Source organism: Microbispora catharanthi, assembly GCF_006334915.2.
Lineage (GTDB): Bacteria > Actinomycetota > Actinomycetes > Streptosporangiales > Streptosporangiaceae > Microbispora > Microbispora catharanthi.
Window position 1 is genome coordinate 105,943 of the sequence record NZ_VDMA02000003.1, and the last position, 16,039, is coordinate 121,981.

The 16,039-nt window shown below is 71.5% G+C and carries 13 protein-coding genes; 6 read left to right on the plus strand and 7 right to left on the minus strand.

What is annotated here, in order from left to right; translation table 11 throughout:
• Positions 1-38 precede the first annotated feature (38 nt).
• Positions 39-2,840: a preprotein translocase subunit SecA gene (gene secA, locus FH610_RS06245; RefSeq protein ID WP_139573341.1), complete on the minus strand. Its 2,802-nt coding sequence runs from the start codon at positions 2,838-2,840 to the stop codon at positions 39-41.
• A gap of 218 nt (positions 2,841-3,058) precedes the next feature.
• On the opposite strand from secA, the gene FH610_RS06250 reads away from it, so the two are divergent.
• Positions 3,059-3,331, plus strand: a complete 273-nt coding sequence (locus tag FH610_RS06250) for an HGxxPAAW family protein (protein ID WP_139573342.1) — start codon at positions 3,059-3,061, stop codon at positions 3,329-3,331.
• 68 nt (positions 3,332-3,399) lie between these two features.
• The gene (locus FH610_RS06255) at positions 3,400-4,620 is read left to right on the plus strand and encodes a winged helix-turn-helix domain-containing protein (RefSeq protein WP_240808794.1); all 1,221 of its coding nucleotides are present in this window, start codon (positions 3,400-3,402) and stop codon (positions 4,618-4,620) included.
• Here the strand turns inward: FH610_RS06255 and FH610_RS06260 are convergent.
• From FH610_RS06260 to mtrA, 6 genes are all read right to left on the minus strand, one after another.
• Positions 4,613-5,317, minus strand: a complete 705-nt coding sequence (locus FH610_RS06260) for a response regulator (RefSeq protein ID WP_229689545.1) — start codon at positions 5,315-5,317, stop codon at positions 4,613-4,615. The two genes, FH610_RS06255 and FH610_RS06260, sit on opposite strands and share 8 nt — an antisense overlap.
• Before the next feature lie 161 nt (positions 5,318-5,478).
• Positions 5,479-6,144, minus strand: a complete 666-nt coding sequence (hpf, locus tag FH610_RS06265) for a ribosome hibernation-promoting factor, HPF/YfiA family (RefSeq protein ID WP_139573343.1) — start codon at positions 6,142-6,144, stop codon at positions 5,479-5,481.
• Between the two features lie 526 nt (positions 6,145-6,670).
• Positions 6,671-7,393, minus strand: coding sequence for a ComF family protein (locus FH610_RS06270; protein ID WP_139573344.1), 723 nt, complete (start codon positions 7,391-7,393; stop codon positions 6,671-6,673).
• A gap of 74 nt (positions 7,394-7,467) precedes the next feature.
• Positions 7,468-9,234, minus strand: a complete 1,767-nt coding sequence (locus FH610_RS06275) for an LpqB family beta-propeller domain-containing protein (RefSeq protein WP_139573345.1) — start codon at positions 9,232-9,234, stop codon at positions 7,468-7,470.
• Positions 9,224-10,963, minus strand: a complete 1,740-nt coding sequence (mtrB, locus tag FH610_RS06280) for an MtrAB system histidine kinase MtrB (RefSeq protein WP_139573346.1) — start codon at positions 10,961-10,963, stop codon at positions 9,224-9,226. The genes FH610_RS06275 and mtrB overlap by 11 nt, the downstream gene beginning before the upstream one ends.
• A 16-nt stretch (positions 10,964-10,979) precedes the next feature.
• On the minus strand, positions 10,980-11,657 hold the full coding sequence (gene mtrA, locus FH610_RS06285; RefSeq protein ID WP_030509347.1) for an MtrAB system response regulator MtrA: 678 nt from the start codon (positions 11,655-11,657) through the stop codon (positions 10,980-10,982).
• A 283-nt stretch (positions 11,658-11,940) separates the two neighbouring features.
• Here mtrA and FH610_RS06290 point away from each other — a divergent pair, with 283 nt between their 5' ends.
• From FH610_RS06290 to FH610_RS06305, 4 genes are read left to right on the plus strand one after another with little or no spacing between them, the layout of a single operon-like run.
• Positions 11,941-13,290 carry a DUF7847 domain-containing protein gene (locus FH610_RS06290; RefSeq protein ID WP_139573347.1) on the plus strand — a complete coding sequence of 450 codons (1,350 nt, stop codon included), beginning with the start codon at positions 11,941-11,943 and terminating at the stop codon, positions 13,288-13,290.
• On the plus strand, positions 13,287-13,925 hold the full coding sequence (locus FH610_RS06295) for a DUF4129 domain-containing protein (RefSeq protein WP_240808795.1): 639 nt from the start codon (positions 13,287-13,289) through the stop codon (positions 13,923-13,925). The genes FH610_RS06290 and FH610_RS06295 overlap by 4 nt, the downstream gene beginning before the upstream one ends.
• Positions 13,922-15,070 (plus strand): DUF4350 domain-containing protein, encoded by a 1,149-nt coding sequence (locus FH610_RS06300; protein ID WP_139573348.1) that lies wholly within the window; start codon positions 13,922-13,924, stop codon positions 15,068-15,070. The genes FH610_RS06295 and FH610_RS06300 overlap by 4 nt, the downstream gene beginning before the upstream one ends.
• Positions 15,067-16,032, plus strand: coding sequence for an AAA family ATPase (locus FH610_RS06305; protein WP_139573349.1), 966 nt, complete (start codon positions 15,067-15,069; stop codon positions 16,030-16,032). Before FH610_RS06300 ends, FH610_RS06305 begins: the two co-directional genes overlap by 4 nt.
• The last annotated feature ends 7 nt before the right edge of the window (positions 16,033-16,039 follow it).

Genomic DNA, 16,039 nt, shown 5'->3' on the forward strand with positions numbered 1-16,039 from the left:
CGCCGGGCACGGCCCGGCGGGGTCCTTCTCAGGTCACGTCACGCCTGCTGGTTGCGCGGGTCGCCGTGGCAGCGCTTGTACTTCTTGCCCGAGCCGCAGGGGCAGGGCGCGTTGCGCTCGGTGTCGCCGTACGCGGCGCGCTGCTCGGGGGTCGACCGCACCCGGTTGACCTCCACGTCGCCGCTCTCGCCCGGCGCGGTGTAGACCATCTCGGTCGGCCGCGACGGCTGCCGCAGCGCCCGGGCGATGATCGAGCCGGTCTCGGAGAGCGCCGTGTCCTCCTCGGCGTTCTCCTCGACGATCGGGTTGGCCTGCACCTCGACCTCGAGGTTGAACAGGTAGCCGACCGACTCCTCCTTGATGCCGTCGAGCATCGCGGAGAACATCTCGTAGCCCTCGCGCTGGTACTCGATCAGCGGGTCCTTCTGGGCATAGGCGCGCATGCCGATGCCCTCCTGGAGGTAGTCCATCTCGTAGAGGTGCTCGCGCCACTTGCGGTCGAGCACCGAGAGGATGACCCGGCGCTCCAGCTCGCGCGTCGCCTCGGAGCCGAGCTGCTCCTCGCGGCGGTCGTAGGCCGCGAGCGCGTCCTCCTTGACCTTCTCGGCGATGAGGTCCGCCGTCAGCTCCTCCCGGTCGCCGCCGGCCTGCTCGATGAGCTCGTCGACGGTGAAGGAGATCGGGTAGAGCTGGCCGAACGCCTTCCACAGCTTCTCGAGGTCCCACTCCTCGGCGAAGCCCTCGGCGGTGGCGCCCTTGACGTAGTCGTCGATGACGTCGGTGACGAAGCCGCGGACCTGCTCGTGCAGGTCGGCGCCCTCCAGCACCCGCCGCCGCTCGGCGTAGATCACCGTGCGCTGGCGGTTCATCACCTCGTCGTACTTCAGGACGTTCTTGCGGATCTCGAAGTTCTGCTGCTCGACCTGGTGCTGCGCGGAGGCGATGGCCTTGGAGACCATGCCCGACTCGATCGGGACGTCGTCCGGGATGTTGAGCCGCGTCATGATCATCTCGACCCTGGCCGAGTTGAACAGCCGCATGAGGTCGTCCTCGAGCGAGAGGTAGAAGCGCGACTCGCCCGGGTCGCCCTGACGGCCGGAACGACCGCGGAGCTGGTTGTCGATGCGCCGCGACTCGTGCCGCTCGGTGCCCAGCACGTAGAGCCCGCCGAGCTCGGTGACCTCCTCGTGCTCGGCCTTGACGGCCTCCTTGGCCTTCTCCAGCGCCTCGGGCCAGGCCTTCTCGTACTCCTCCGGAGTCTCGGACGGTGACAGGCCGCGCTGCTGAAGCTCCAGTTGGGCGCGGAACTCGGGGTTGCCGCCGAGCATGATGTCGGTGCCTCGACCGGCCATGTTGGTCGCCACCGTGACCGCGCCCTTACGGCCCGCCTCGGCGACGATCGTGGCCTCACGAGCGTGGTTCTTGGCGTTCAGCACCTCGTGCTGCACGCCCCGGCGCTTGAGCATCCGCGACAGCTTCTCGGACTTCTCGACGCTGGTGGTGCCGACGAGGACCGGCTGGCCCTTCTCGTAGCGCTCCTTGATGTCCTCGACACACGCCTGGAACTTGGCGTCCTCGGTCTTGTAGACGACGTCGGCCTGGTCCTTGCGGACCATCGGCCGGTTGGTCGGGATCGGGACGACGCCCAGCTTGTACGTCTGGTGGAACTCGTTGGCCTCGGTGGCGGCCGTACCGGTCATGCCGGCGAGCTTCTCGTAGAGGCGGAAGTAGTTCTGCAGGGTGATCGTGGCGAGAGTCTGGTTCTCGTCCTTGATCTTCACGCCTTCCTTGGCCTCGATGGCCTGGTGCATGCCCTCGTTGTAACGACGGCCGTGCAGGACGCGCCCGGTGAACTCGTCGACGATCAGGACCTCGCCCTCGACGACGATGTAGTCCTTGTCCTTCTTGAACAGTTCCTTGGCCTTCAGGGCGTTGTTGAGGAACTGCACGAGGTGGGTGTGCTCGGGCTTGTAGAGATTGTCGATGCCGAGCCAGTCCTCGACCTTCTCCACGCCCGCCTCGAGGATGCCGACGGTGCGCTTCTTCTCGTCGACGACGTAGTCGCCGGTGCTCTCCTCGCCGTCCTTGCCCTCGGTGCCGCGCCGCAGCCGCGGCACGATCTTGGCGAACTCCTGGTACCACTTGCCCGACTGCTCGCCCGGGCCGGAAATGATGAGCGGGGTCCTGGCCTCGTCGATCAGGATCGAGTCGACCTCGTCCACGATGGCGAAGTTGTGGCCGCGCTGGACGCACTCCTCGATCGACCACGCCATGTTGTCGCGGAGGTAGTCGAAGCCGAACTCGTTGTTCGTGCCGTACGTGATGTCGGCGTTGTACTGCTTGCGGCGCTCCTCCGGCGACATGTTGGCCAGGATGACCCCGACCTCCAGGCCGAGGAAGCGGTGGACGCGGCCCATGGTCTCGGCGTCACGCTTGGCCAGGTAGTCGTTGACCGTGACGACGTGGACGCCCTTGCCCGAGATCGCGTTGAGGTAGGCGGGAAGCGTACAGGTGAGCGTCTTGCCCTCACCGGTGCGCATCTCGGAGATGTTGCCCATGTGCAGGTTGGCGCCACCCATGAGCTGCACGTCGAAGTGACGCTGCCCGAGGACCCTGCGGGCGGCCTCACGGACGGTCGCGAACGCCTCCGGCAGCAGGTCGTCGAGGGACTCGCCCTCGGTGTGACGCTGCCTGTACTCGGCGGTCAGCGCGCGGAGCTCGGCGTCGGACAGGCTCTTGAAATCCTCTTCGATGGAGTTGACCTGCTCGGCGATGCGCTTGAGCTTCCGCAGAGTCTTGCCTTCGCCGGCGCGAAGGATCTTGTCGAGAATGGCTGGCACTTTTAGTAAAGCTCCTCGCAGGTCTACCCCGGTTGATCGCCGAGGTGTGAGGACGAGACATACTTCCCCGCTAGCCATCGTAGGCGGTTCCCGTACCAGACACACCCACCTGCAATCGACGGAGCGCCGCGGCACAATCGCATAACTCATAGGGGAAAACCGCCCCCAAGGTTCCCCCGATGTTCCGACCACCTCAGCCATCAGGTAGAAAACGGGGTATGGCACAGAGCGGACACCAGGGCAGCCACGCGGGAAGCGCCAAATCTTGGCTCGCCGTCATCATCATCCTCATCGGCTTCACGGTCGGGGGTGTGGCGCTGACCCTCGGCCCGAACTGGCTCTTCGTCTGGATCGGCGTGGGCATCTGCGCGGTCGGCGGGCTGCTCGCGCTCGCGTTCGACATCTTCTCGGACGTGATCGTGGACGCACCCCGGGAGATGTCGGTCCAGGAGCACCACTCACCGTTCGAGCACCGGTCCATCACCTCCTGAGGCCCTCCAGGCCCGCACCCGAACCGCCGTAAGCGTTTTGTCGGTCACGGCGTCTAGCATCTCTGGCTGTGACCGACCTGACCGCCGACGAGGCCCGCAGGATCATCCTCCGGGCCCAGGGTTTCCTCGGCGCCACCGCCCGCGGCGGCGGCGTCCCCGCCATGCTGCGGCGCGTCGGCGCCGTCCAGCTCGACACCATCTCCGTCCTCGCCCGCTCCCACGAGCTCGTCGCGTACGCGCGCCTCGGGCCGGTCGGCCGCTCCGTGGTCGAGCGGGCCTACTGGGACGCCCCCGCCCGTGCCTTCGAGTACTGGTGCCACGCCGCCTGCGTCCTGCCCATCGAGCAGTGGCCGCTGTACGCCTTCCGCCGCCGCGCGTACCGGGAGCGGCGCTACCGCTGGCACGAGGTGCCGCCCGTGGTCGACAAGGTCCTGGAGCAGGTGCGCTCGGACGGCCCGCTCACCACGGCCGACATCGGCGGGGCCAAGAATGGAGGCCCGTGGTGGGACTGGTCGGACACCAAGATCGCCATCGAGTTCCTGCTCGACATCGGTGAGGTCGTCTGCACCCGCCGCGTCGGCTGGCGGCGCGTCTACGAGCTCGCCGAGCGCGCGGTCCCGGCGGACCTGCTCGCCCAGGACCTGTCCGACGACGAGTGCGTGACCCGGCTGACCACGATCGCCGGGCGGTCGCTCGGCGTGGCGACCAGGGCGGACCTGGTCGACTTCACCCGCGTCAAGGGCGGGCACGCCGCCATACTCGACGAGGCGCTGCTGAGTGGCGCAGCCGGCCTCGTGCCCGTACGCGTGTCGGGCTGGCCCGCGCGGCGCGGCGCGGACCCGGACGGTCCGAACGCCTGGGCGGACCCCGACGCGCTGGAGAGCGAGCCGCGCGGGCGGCACCGCACCACACCGCTGTCGCCGTTCGACTCGCTCATCTGGGAGCGGGCCCGGGCCGAGCGCGTGTTCGGCCTCAACCACCGCCTGGAGGCGTACGTCCCAAAGGACAAGCGGGTGCACGGCTACTTCGCGATGCCGGTGCTCGCGGGCGGGCGGATCATCGGCAGGGTCGACCCGGCCCGCGAGGGCGCCACGCTGGTCGCCCGGCAGGTCGGTTTCGAGCCGGGCAGCGGCCGGGCCAGGGCCGTGGAGGCGATGAGCGACGCCCTGTGGGAGGCCGCGAGCTGGGTCGGCTGCACCGACGTGCGGGTGGAGCGGGTCGGTGCACCGGACCTGGAGGCCCCGCTACGCGCCGCGGTGGCCCGCGGCCCTCGCGGGCCGATCAGGTGATCTCCAGCAGCCGCTCGCGCACGGCGTAGACCACGGCCTCCATGCGCGAGTGGAGCTGGAGCTTCTCCAGGATGTTGCGGACGTGGTTCTTCACCGTGTTCTCGGAGATGAACAGATCCTTGGCGATCTCGCGGTTGTTCATGCCCTTCGCGACGAGGCGCAGGACCTCCATCTCCCGCTCGGTCAGGCGGGGGACCGGGAGCTGGGGGGGCCGCTCGGCCTCCTTGCGGCTCATGTTCGCGAACTCGCTGATCAGCTTGGCCGCCATGGCGGGGTTGATGAGCGACTGGCCCTCGTGGACGCCGCGCACGGCGTCGGGCACCTCGTCGATCTGGACGTCCTTGAGCAGATAACCGGTCGCACCCGCCTTGATCGCCTCGAAGAGGTCCTCCTCCTCGTCGCTGACGGTGAGCATGATGATCCGGGTGCTCGGCACCGACTCCTTGATCTTGCGAGTCGCTCCGATGCCGTCCAGCTTCGGCATGCGGACGTCCATCAGGACCACGTCCGGCATCAGCCGGTCCGCGAGCTCGACGGCCTCCCGGCCGTCGCTCGCCTCGCCTACCACCTCGATGTCCGCCTCCGCGGCCAGCGCGAGCTCCAGGCTGCGGCGGATCAGCGCGTGATCGTCGACGATCAGCACACGGATCGGCTCGCTTCGACCGGCTGCTCGGGCCGCCTCGTCGGGTCGGGTCACGGAACCTCCTTGCGGGGGCCAAGGACGCTGGATCGCCATCATTACACGGGTTCCAGGGTGGTTAGGGATCTTCGTCGCGCCGGCCCGCCCCTCTCCTCCCGGTTCCTACCGGATCGTGCGGCGCCCCGGCCCGGGATGTCCGGACCGGGGCGCCGGGAGAGCTAGCTCTCCACGAGCCTGAGGACTCCGTAGTCGTAGCCGCGGCGCCGGTAGACGACGCTCGGCTGGCCCCCTTCCTTGTCGCGGAAGAGGTAGAAGTCGTGACCCACGAGCTCCATTTCCAGGAGCGCCTGGTCGATCGTCATGGGGTCGGCCTTGTGGAACTTCTCGCGTACGATCAGCGGTCCTTCGCCGTCCATCTCGATGGGCACGATGGGCTCGGAACTCTCGGCCGGCCCTCCGGCGGTCTCCGCCGGGATCTCGGCGACCGGCTCCGGCTCTTCCCGGACGGTCGTGACCACCCCCTGCGCGTTTTCCGTGACCGCGGTGAGCTCCGCCATCGAGGGAGGGCAGCTCTTCCCGTGATGGATCTTGCGGCGATCGGCGAGCCGCCTCAGCCGCTCCTCCAGCTTGCCGATGGCGATGTCCAGCGCCGAGAACCGGTCGTCCGCGCAGGCCTCGGCGCGGATGGCGGGGCCCCGCGAGTGGATTGTCAGCTCCACCCGTTCACGTTGCCCGCTCTGCCGGTGGTTGGGTTCCTTTGAGACCTCTACGTCGACCTGGATGAGCTTGTTGTTGAGCTTTTGGATCCTGGCCAGCTTGGACGTCACTTGATCGCGGAACCGGTCACCCACAGTGGTGTGCCGTCCCTTGACGATGATTTCCACGCAAAGCCCCCCTTCGCACATCGACGGTGGTGCACGCGCTCTTGGACACCCGTCCGGCCGACCTGGTCTTCGTCCCCACATCCGCCTGCTGAGGGGTTCGCAGCTCACTCGCCACTACTGCCCTTCTCCTCTTACGGGGGACATCTGGACCCCCGGGAGGGCAGGACTTACCTCTAAGCCGCACCGTGATCGGTCGACCAAGAGTCGCCTTACGTGGGCCGTTTCGCCTGCGGCTGGCATCGGCTAGCCAGGCCGGACCCCGCGAGGGAGTCGGCCCGGCGCAACCACGGACCCGAACGGGTGCCATGTCTGAACGCTAGTCGCTACCGCCTCGAATGTCAGCCAGGAGATCGGCTAAACGATCACTTTGCGTGATCCCGGTTGCCGTCTCGCCGTCGGAAAATTCGTGGTCATATTCTGGGAATCCCCGCAACCGCGGCATCCACACCTGCATTGAGCAGGCAAGTCGCTACGAAGTCGGCAGGCGGTCGCTCCCCGGCGGCAAGCCCCGCGCTTACCCAACTCTTTACTGTCCGTGATAATCACCAATCCGGCGTCTCCGGCGTGTCGCGGCGATGGTCACCGCGGCGGACGGCTCCGCGCCCGCCGCGCGCAACGCCCTGGCCGCCTCCGCCAGCGTCGTCCCCGTCGTGACGACGTCGTCCACCAGGACCACGGCGACGGCCCCCAGACCGCGACCAGAGGGCCGTGGCCGCGCCGCCGGGCCCGGCACGACCTCGAACGCCCCGGACAGGTTGACGGCCCGCTCCGCCGATCCCAGCCCCGCCTGGTCGGCCACGCGCCGGCCCTGCCGCAGCAGGGGCACGACGGCGACGGGCCGGCCCCGCCTGCACAGCTCGCGGGCCGCCGCCGCGGCGACGGCCCGGACGGGGTCGTGCCCACGGCGGCGGGAGGCGGCCCGCGCGCTCGGAACCGGCACCAGCAACACCTCGCGGCGGACTCCCCCGCCCCCCGCCCACGCGGCCACACAGGCGCTCACGGCGGCCGCCAGGACCGGCACCAGGGCCGTTCGGCCGCGTTCCTTGCAGGCGAGGATCATGCGGCGGGCCGCGCCGTCGTAGGCGGTGGCCGACCAGCAGTCCGGCAGCCCCGGAGGCGGCGGGTCCGGCGGCCGGGGAGCAGGCTCCCGCAGCAACTCGGCCGTACAGGACGGGCAGGCCGGAGCGCCCGGCGCGCCGCATCCGGCGCAGCGGGGCGGGAGGATCAGATCGAGCAGGGGGGACGGCACGCCCTCAGCATGCCGTCCGCCACCGACAGTTCACCGCCGGTCACCCCGCGTCGCCTCCGGTCGCTCCGGCCGGCTCAGCCGAGGGGATAGACGGGGTTGGTGGAGCCGTTGTCGGCGCGCGGGGTCCAGGCGTGCTTGTCCACGCTGTAGGTGAGCACCTGGCCCTCGTCGGCCGCCGCGAGGACGTGGTCGGGGACGGCGGCGATCGACTTGATCTTCGAGTCGAGTTTGATGGGGCCGTCGTTGGGGACGACGCCCTCCATCACCGACCAGGTGGCGAGCTCCTGGCCGCTGCTGCCTTCGGACAGCACGAGCAGATCGGCGGCGTCCTGCCAGGCGATGTCCTTGATCTTGCGCGCGTCGCGCGGCTCGATGAGCGTCCGTACGGACTCGATCCGCGTCTGCTGGCCGTTGCGGACGATCGTGCCGATCTTCACGGAGGTGCCGAGGCCGTCGTCGGTGATCGCGGCGATCCGGGCCCCGTCGCGGGAGACCCGCAGCTCCAGGATCCGCCCGTACGACAGCTCGTCGTCGATGTCCACACGGCGGGCCCGGCCGTTCTCGGCCGTCCAGACCCGGCTCTCGTGCGGGTTCACCCTCTCGGCCGACCAGACGGCCCCGTAACGGTCCCAGGAGGGCGGGCTCATGTCCCCGCCCGCGGTCCACCGCTGCCACTGGCTGCCGGGGGTCATCGGGGCGACGTAGACGCCGTCGCCGTTGACCAGGGCGGCCACGAGGGGCGGGAAGTCGGCGGTGTTGGAGACGGCCGGCTGGGAGAACTTCCCGGCCTGCTCGCCGGCCGCGCCCGGCACCGGCGCGCCGTCGCCCTTCTCCTTGAACTGCAGCAGCCTGCCGCCCTGCATGTAGTACGCCTGCAGGGAGCCGGTCAGCACGTTCGGGTCGTAGCGGGCGTAGTCGGCGGGCCGGAACCGCATCCCGGACTCGCCGTTCACGCGGATCTCGACGGTCCGGCCGGTGACCAGTTCGCCGAGCGTCCACACGAGCTGGGCCTTGAGCGCGTCGAGGCGGTCGGTGGGCACCGACTCCAGCTCCGAGGAGAAGTCGAGCACGACCGTGTCACCCTCGACGCTGATCCGGTTGAGCTCGGTGCCCGGCGGGAACGCGCTGCTCACCGCGTTCTTTATGGACGAGGTCGGCCCGGCGAGCAGGCGGCGGACCAGTGTCTCGGGCACGCCCCTGCCGGGTTCGATCGGCACCCACACCCGGTCGGCCACGAGGCCGGTCTCCCGGGTGGCGGGCGGGTAGTACAGGTCCACCTTCCGGTACGCACGCCACAGGTCGTCGTACGACAGCAGGCGGGCGTCGGGCGGCACGTCGATCCGCCACTCGCCGTTGTGCTTGACCAGTGTGAACGGCTCGACGAGGTTGCCTGCGGCCGGGGTGGACCTGCCCTCCGCGTCGATCGTGGCGACCGCCGTGCCCTTCAGCGTCACCGTCGTCCGCGTGGCCTCCTGGAGGTCCTGCGCGCGGTCCGACTCGATCTTGCCCTCGTAGATGCGGGTCTGCCGCCACGGGTTCCAGCGCTCGGCCGCGCCCGGGGTGAGGTACTCCCGGGCGATGGCGAGCTCGGGGTCGTCGAAGGCCGCCATGGCGGCCTGGAAGCCCTTCACGATGTCCTCGGGCTGGGCGCCCTTCTTGGGCGGGGTCGCGATGAGGCGCACGTACGGCTGGCTGAGCGTGTCCTTGCCGTGGTCCTCCTGTGCGGGGCGGGGGCTGCCGCTCGTGGGCACGGTGGCGCACCCGGCCCCGCCGGAGACCAGGACGAGCGCCGCACCCGCGGCGGCGGTGAGACGGCGGGCGCCGAACCGCTCACTCCGCATCGAAGGCACCCGCGTCCACGTTCTCGCGCACCCGTGGCGCCGTCTCGGCCGGCGCCGGGGTCAGGACCGGTGTGGCATGGCCGCGCCACGTGCGCCGCATCTCGACCTCCGGCGGCACGAGCGGCAGCGGCGACCCGCGCAGCGGGGCCCCCGCCATGCGCGGCAGCGACAGGCGGAACTGGCTGCCCTCCCCCGGCGCGCCCCACGCCTGGAGCCAGCCGCCGTGCAGCATGGCGTCCTCCCGCGAGATCGCCAGGCCGAGCCCGGTGCCGCCGATGGTCCGGGCGCGCGAGGGGTCGGCGCGCCAGAAGCGGTCGAACACCATCGTCTCCTCGCCCGGCTTGAGGCCGACCCCGTGGTCGCGTACGGCCACGGCCACCGCGTCGCGGTCGGCGCCGAGCGTGACGACGATGTCCTTGCCCTCGCCGTGCTCGATGGCGTTGAAGAGCAGGTTGCGCAGGATGCGCTCGACCCTGCGGCTGTCCACCTCGGCCATGCAGGGCTCGTTGGGCAGGCGCAGCTCGAACCGGGTGGCCTGCCGCTCGGCGAGCGTCTCGGAGTCGCCCACCGCGCGCAGGACCACGTCGCGCATGTCGACGGGCTCCAGGTCGAGGGTGGCCGCCCCCGCGTCGTAGCGGCTGATCTCCAGCAGGTCGGCGAGCATCGACTCGAAGCGCTCGAGCTGGTTCTGCATGAGCTCGGCGGCCCGCGCGGAGGCGGCGTCGAAGTCCTCGCGGCCCTCGTACAGCAGGTCGGCGGCCATGCGGACGGTCGTCAGCGGCGTGCGCAGCTCGTGCGAGACGTCGGAGACGAACTGCCGCTGCACCTGGGAGAGCTCCTCCAGCTGGTGGATCTTCACGGCGAGGTTGGACGCCATCTCGTTGAACGAGGTCGCCAGCCGGGCGAGGTCGTCCTCCCCGCGCACCTTGAGCCGCTCCTCCAGCCGGCCGGCGGCGAGCCGCTCCGCCGCCTGGCGCGCGAGCCGTACGGGCGTGACCACCTGCCGGGTGACCAGCGAGGCGACGCCTGCGAGCAGCAGCACGAGCGCGGCCCCCGCGCCGAAGACCATCTGCTGGACCGTGAGCAGCGTCTTCTCCTCGTCGCCGAGCGGGAAGACGTGGTAGATCTCGTAGGTGCCGTTCACCCGGGCACCGACCACCAGGCCTGTCTCGGGCTGCTTGGCGCCGATGTACCTGATCGTCGCGATCTCCTTGTAGAGCGTCTGCTCCTCGGTGCTCTGGACCTTCGCCCGCAGGGATTCGGGGATGCTCGTCCAGTCGACCTGCCCGGACGCCCGGCCCTCGCCGACCGAGCCCTCGTTGAAGACGACGACGTCGTAGCGGCCGCCGGAGCGGTCGGTCAGCGCCTTGGCCGCCGCGTCGACGGGGTTCATCGTCTGCCCCGGAGCCGTGGCGTCCTGGGCGATGTCGGTCACGTCCGTGGGCTGCGTGAGGTAGCCGCTCGCGGTCGCGACGTTCGCCCGCGACTCCTCGACCGCGGCCACCTCGCTGGAGGTCAGCACCGAGGCGCTGATCGACTGCATCAGGAAGACGCCGAGGACGACCACGACGGCCATCGACAGCACCAGCGTGCTGGTGACGACGCGAAGCTGGAGCGAGCGCCGCCAGGCGTGCCGCAGCCGGCCCGCGAGGCGGCGCGCGCGTCTGCGGACCCCACGGGCGATCTGGCCCGGGGTCCGGCGACGGGGTTTCCTCGCGGGGACCGGCATGTCGGTGACGTGCGGCTTACGCCGGGCCGGCCTTGTAGCCCACGCCCCGGACCGTGACGACGATCTCCGGGTGCTCGGGGTCCTTCTCGATCTTCGCGCGCAGGCGCTGGACGTGCACGTTCACCAGGCGGGTGTCGGCGGCGTGCCGGTAGCCCCAGACCTGCTCGAGCAGCACCTCGCGGGTGAAGACCTGGCGGGGCTTGCGGGCCAGCGCGACCAGCAGGTCGAACTCCAGCGGCGTGAGGTTGATGGTCTCCTCGCCGCGCTTGACCGAGTGACCGGCCACGTCGATGGTGATGTCGCCGATCTGCAGGATCTCGGGCGTGGGCTCGTCGGTGCGGCGCAGGCGGGCGCGCACGCGGGCGACGAGTTCCTTGGGCTTGAACGGCTTGACGATGTAGTCGTCCGCGCCGGACTCCAGGCCGAGCACCACGTCGATGGTGTCGCTCTTGGCCGTGAGCATCACGATCGGGACCCCGGACTCGGCGCGGATGCGGCGGCAGACGTCGATGCCGTCGGCGCCGGGGAGCATCAGGTCGAGCAGGACGAGGTCCGGCCGGGTGTCCCTGAAGGCGTCGAGCGCCTTGTCGCCATCGGACACGAACGACGGCTCAAAGCCCTCCCCGCGCAAGACGATGCCGAGCATCTCGGCGAGAGCGGCGTCGTCGTCGACGACCAGCACGCGTCCTTTCATGGCCCCTCATTCGTACGCGTTTGGGAGATTTGGGCGTTTGTCACGGTTTCCCCCGCAGGCTACCGTGGCCACCGCTTTGGTGTTACACGACCACGACAGAGGATGGAGTTTAGGCGCAGCAGACGAAGCGCGCGATTATCTGACCAGATGCGGTCACACCGGCGGGAATCCCGTGGTGCGGTCACGTTCCAAGTGTGCGCCCGCACCCCCCGTTTCGGCCATCCCCCCCGAGCCCTCCTGTACGACCGCGCGGCGCGCGCGTACATCATGCCAGGATTGGGACATGACAGACGGCCCCGGCTCCACCCCCGACATGCCCTCCGGCTGGGCGGCCGAGCAACCTCCCCCATACGGCGGGGCCGCCGGGGCAGCCGGATCCTCCTGGGCCTCCCCTGGCGCCGGCGCGCCGCAGGGCGCGAACCCGTCCGCTCCCCACCCGTCCGCCCCGCACCAGTCCGCTCCGTATCCGTCTGCTCCATACCCGTCTGCTCCGTACGCGCCTTATGCGGGCGGGCAGTACGCGTACCGGGCGCCGGACGCGCCGCGGCCGGGCATCATCCCGCTGCGCCCGTTGACGCTCGGCGACATCCTCGACGGCACGATCAAGCTGATCCGCTCGAACCCCAAGGCCACGCTCGGCCTGTCGGCGATCGTGGCGGCGGTGACCGGAATCCCGGCCGCGATCGGGCAGGCCATCTCCTTCAGCTCGCTCGGCGATCTCCTGGCCGACCCGTACGCCGCCGACACGGCGAACGTGCCGGTCGCCGGCGTGGCCGCGCAGTACATCGGCGCGGTCATCAGCTACGTCATGACGTTCGTCGGCACCACCATCCTCACGGGCGTCCTCACCCGGGTGCTGGGCCGCGCGGTGTTCGGCGGGCGCATCACGGTGGGCGAGGCGTGGCGGCTGGCGCGGTCGCGGGTGCCCGCGCTGTTCGGGCTGGTGCTGCTGCAGGCGCTCATCCTCCTGCTGCCGCTGCTGGCGCTCGTCGCGGTGCTCGTGACCCTCGCGGCGGCAAACGCGTTCGACGGCACGGGGAGCACCGGCGCGGGGGTCGCGGTCCTCGTCGTCCTGCTGTTCTTCGTGGCCTACATCCCTTACCTGCTGTTCTTCTACACACGCCTGTCGCTGTCGGCCCCCGCCATCGTGCTGGAGGGCCGCGGGGTCACCGACGCCATGAGCCGGTCGTGGCGACTGGTGAAGGGCGACAGTTGGCGGGTGCTCGGCATCCTGCTGCTCACCGCCATACTCGCGGCCATCATCAGCAGCGTGCTGGCGATCCCGTTCACGTTCGGCGGTTCGCTCCTCGGGATGCTGAGCGGCGGCACCGCCGCCGGGACCGCGATCGCGGCGCTCCTCCTGGCGGTCGGCCAGGTCCTCGCGTCCATGATCAGCTACCCCTTCCAGGCGGGCGTGGCCGGGCTGCTGTACGCCGACCGGCGGATGCGGGCCGAGGCGTTCGACCTCGTGCTGCAGACGGCGGCGGCGCAGAACCAGTCGCAGGGCTGGGTCCACGGCGGGGTCGATGACCTGTGGCACCCGAGCTACGCCGCCGGGACGGGGCAGGCCTCCGGGCCGCACCACGGGGCTCCGCCGTACGGGCCCTACGGCCCGTACGGACCGCAGGCGTGACGACCGTGCGGGCGGCGGCGCTGCTCGCCTCGCCGGTCGACGTCGGCCGCGACCAGGCCGCCCGGGAGGCCGCGCGCGAGCTGTCCGGGGCGGGCTACCAGCACGAGCCGCTGTTCGACCGGCTGCAGCGGGAGATCTCCCAGTTCCTCGGCGACCTCATGAGCGGCGGCGGGACGGGCGGGGGCGGCGTGACCTCGCTCGTCGTGATCGCCGTCGTCCTCGCCGTCCTGGCCGTGCTGCTCTTATGGGCCCTGCGCCGCTTCTCCGGCGGCCGGCGTACGGAGAGCGGTGCGGTGTTCGGGCGGCGTGAGCGGACGGCCGCCGAGCATCGCGCCGAGGCCGAGCGCCTGGCGGCCGAGGGCGGCTGGGCCGGTGCCATCCAGGAGCGGCTGCGCGCGATCGCCCGCGAACTGGAGGAACGCGCGATCGTCACCCCGATGCCGGGCCGCACCGCCGTGGAACTCGCCGAGGTCGCCGGGCAGGCACTGCCGCCCCACGCGGCGGACCTGCGCGCGGCGGCACGTCTGTTCGACGACGTGACCTACGGCGGGGCGGGCGGCACCCGGGAGGGCTACCTGACGCTCACCGCCCTGGACGAGCGCCTGCGGTCGGCCCGTACGGGCGTGGCCGCGTGACCGCCACGACGTCGGGGCGCGCGCGGCAGACCGCCTGGGTCACGTTGCTGGTGGTGCTCGTGCTGGTCACGGCGGTGCTGCCCCTGCTGCTGACGGGGGGACAGTCCGGCGGCCGCACCCTCGATCCCGCCGACACCTCGCTGAACGGCAGCGGCGCACTCGCCCGGCTGCTGGAGGCGCACGGGGTGGAGGTGGTCCGGGTGGAGACCCCCGGCGCGGCGGTGGCCGCCGCGGGGCCGCAGACCCTGCTGCTGGTCACCGAGGCGAGCTTCCTGAACCGCGACGCCGCCCGCCGCATCGCCGAGGCGCCCGGCGACCGGCTCGTGGCGGGCTCCGTGCCACACCTCGACGTGCTCGCCTCCGGCGTACGCAGGCAGGGGCCTGTGCGCGCCCGGTCACGGGCCCCGGAGTGCGCGCTGCGGGAGGCGGCGCGGGCAGGCGACGCCTTCACCGGCGGCATGTCCTTCGCCGGGCCGCCGGGTGCCACGGGCTGCTACCCGGCCGGCGACGGGCACGCCCTGGTCCGCTACACCGCGGACGGGCACACGGTGACCGTGCTGGGCGACGCGTCGTTCATGACCAACCTGCGCCTCGCGGAGGACGGCAACGCGGCGCTCGCGCTGAACCTGGCCGGGGCGCAGCCGAAACTCGTCTGGCTCGCCGAGCCCGACGACCCCGGCGAGGCGGGCGACCCCGGCGCCGGGGCGGAGGGGCAGGCCCGCTCGCTCGGCGACCTCATGCCCGGCGGCGTGAGGTGGGCGGTCCTCCAGCTCGCCGTCGCGGTGGCCCTGGCCGCCCTGTGGCGCGGACGCAGGCTCGGGCCCGTCGTGGTCGAGCGCCTGCCCGTGGTCGTGCGGGCCGCGGAGACCGTGGAGGGGCGCGGACGCCTGTACCGGTCCCGCCGGGCCAGGGACCGGGCCGCCCTCGCGTTGCGGGCCGCGGCGGCCGACCGGCTCGCCCCCCGCCTCGGGCTGCCGCGCACCGCGACCGCGGAGGAGGTCGCCGTCGCCGCGGCCGCGCGCGCCGGCCTCGACCCGGAGCCGGTGCTGGCGCTGCTGTGCGGCCCGCCGCCCGGGGACGACACCGCGCTGGTGGCTCTCGCAGCCCACCTGGACACACTCGAAAGGCAGGTACGAGATTCGTGACCACACCTGAATCGGACGCGGACGCCGCCCGCGAGGCGCTCGCGGCGCTGCGGGCGGAGGTGGCCAAGGCGGTCGTGGGCCAGGACCCGGTCGTCACCGGCCTGGTCATCGCGCTGCTGTGCCGGGGTCACGTGCTGCTCGAAGGCGTGCCCGGCGTGGCCAAGACCCTGCTCGTACGCACCCTGTCGGCCACGCTCGCGCTGGACTTCAAGCGGGTGCAGTTCACTCCCGACCTGATGCCGGGCGACGTCACGGGGTCGCTGGTCTACGACGCCAGGACGGCGGAGTTCGAGTTCCACGAGGGGCCGGTCTTCACCAACCTGCTGCTCGCCGACGAGATCAACCGCACGCCGCCGAAGACCCAGGCCGCCCTGCTCGAGGCCATGGAGGAACGGCAGGTCAGCGTCGAGGGCACGGCCCGCGCGCTGCCGGATCCCTTCATCGTCGTGGCGACGCAGAACCCCGTCGAGTACGAGGGCACCTACCAGCTCCCCGAGGCGCAGCTCGACCGGTTCCTGCTCAAGCTGACCGTGCCGCTGCCGCCGCGCGAGCAGGAGATCGCCGTCCTCGAACGGCACGCGCTCGGCTTCGACCCGCGCGACCTGACGGAGATCAAGCCCGTGGCGTCCGCGGCCGACCTCGCGGCGGGACGCCGGGCGGTCGCGCGCGTCCACGCGAGCGCCGAGGTGCTCGGCTACATCGTGGACGTCGCACGGGCCACCCGGCAGTCGCCCTCGCTCCAGCTCGGCGTCTCACCCCGAGGGGCCACCGCGCTGCTGGCCGCCGCGCGGGCGTGGGCGTGGCTGTCGGGACGCACGTACGTGACGCCGGACGACGTGAAGGCCCTGGCCCGGCCCGCCCTGCGCCACCGCGTGGGGCTGCGCCCGGAGGCCGAGCTGGAGGGCGCCACCCCGGACGGCATCCTGGAGGGCATCCTGGCCGCCGTCCCCGTTCCCCGGTGAGGGCGGC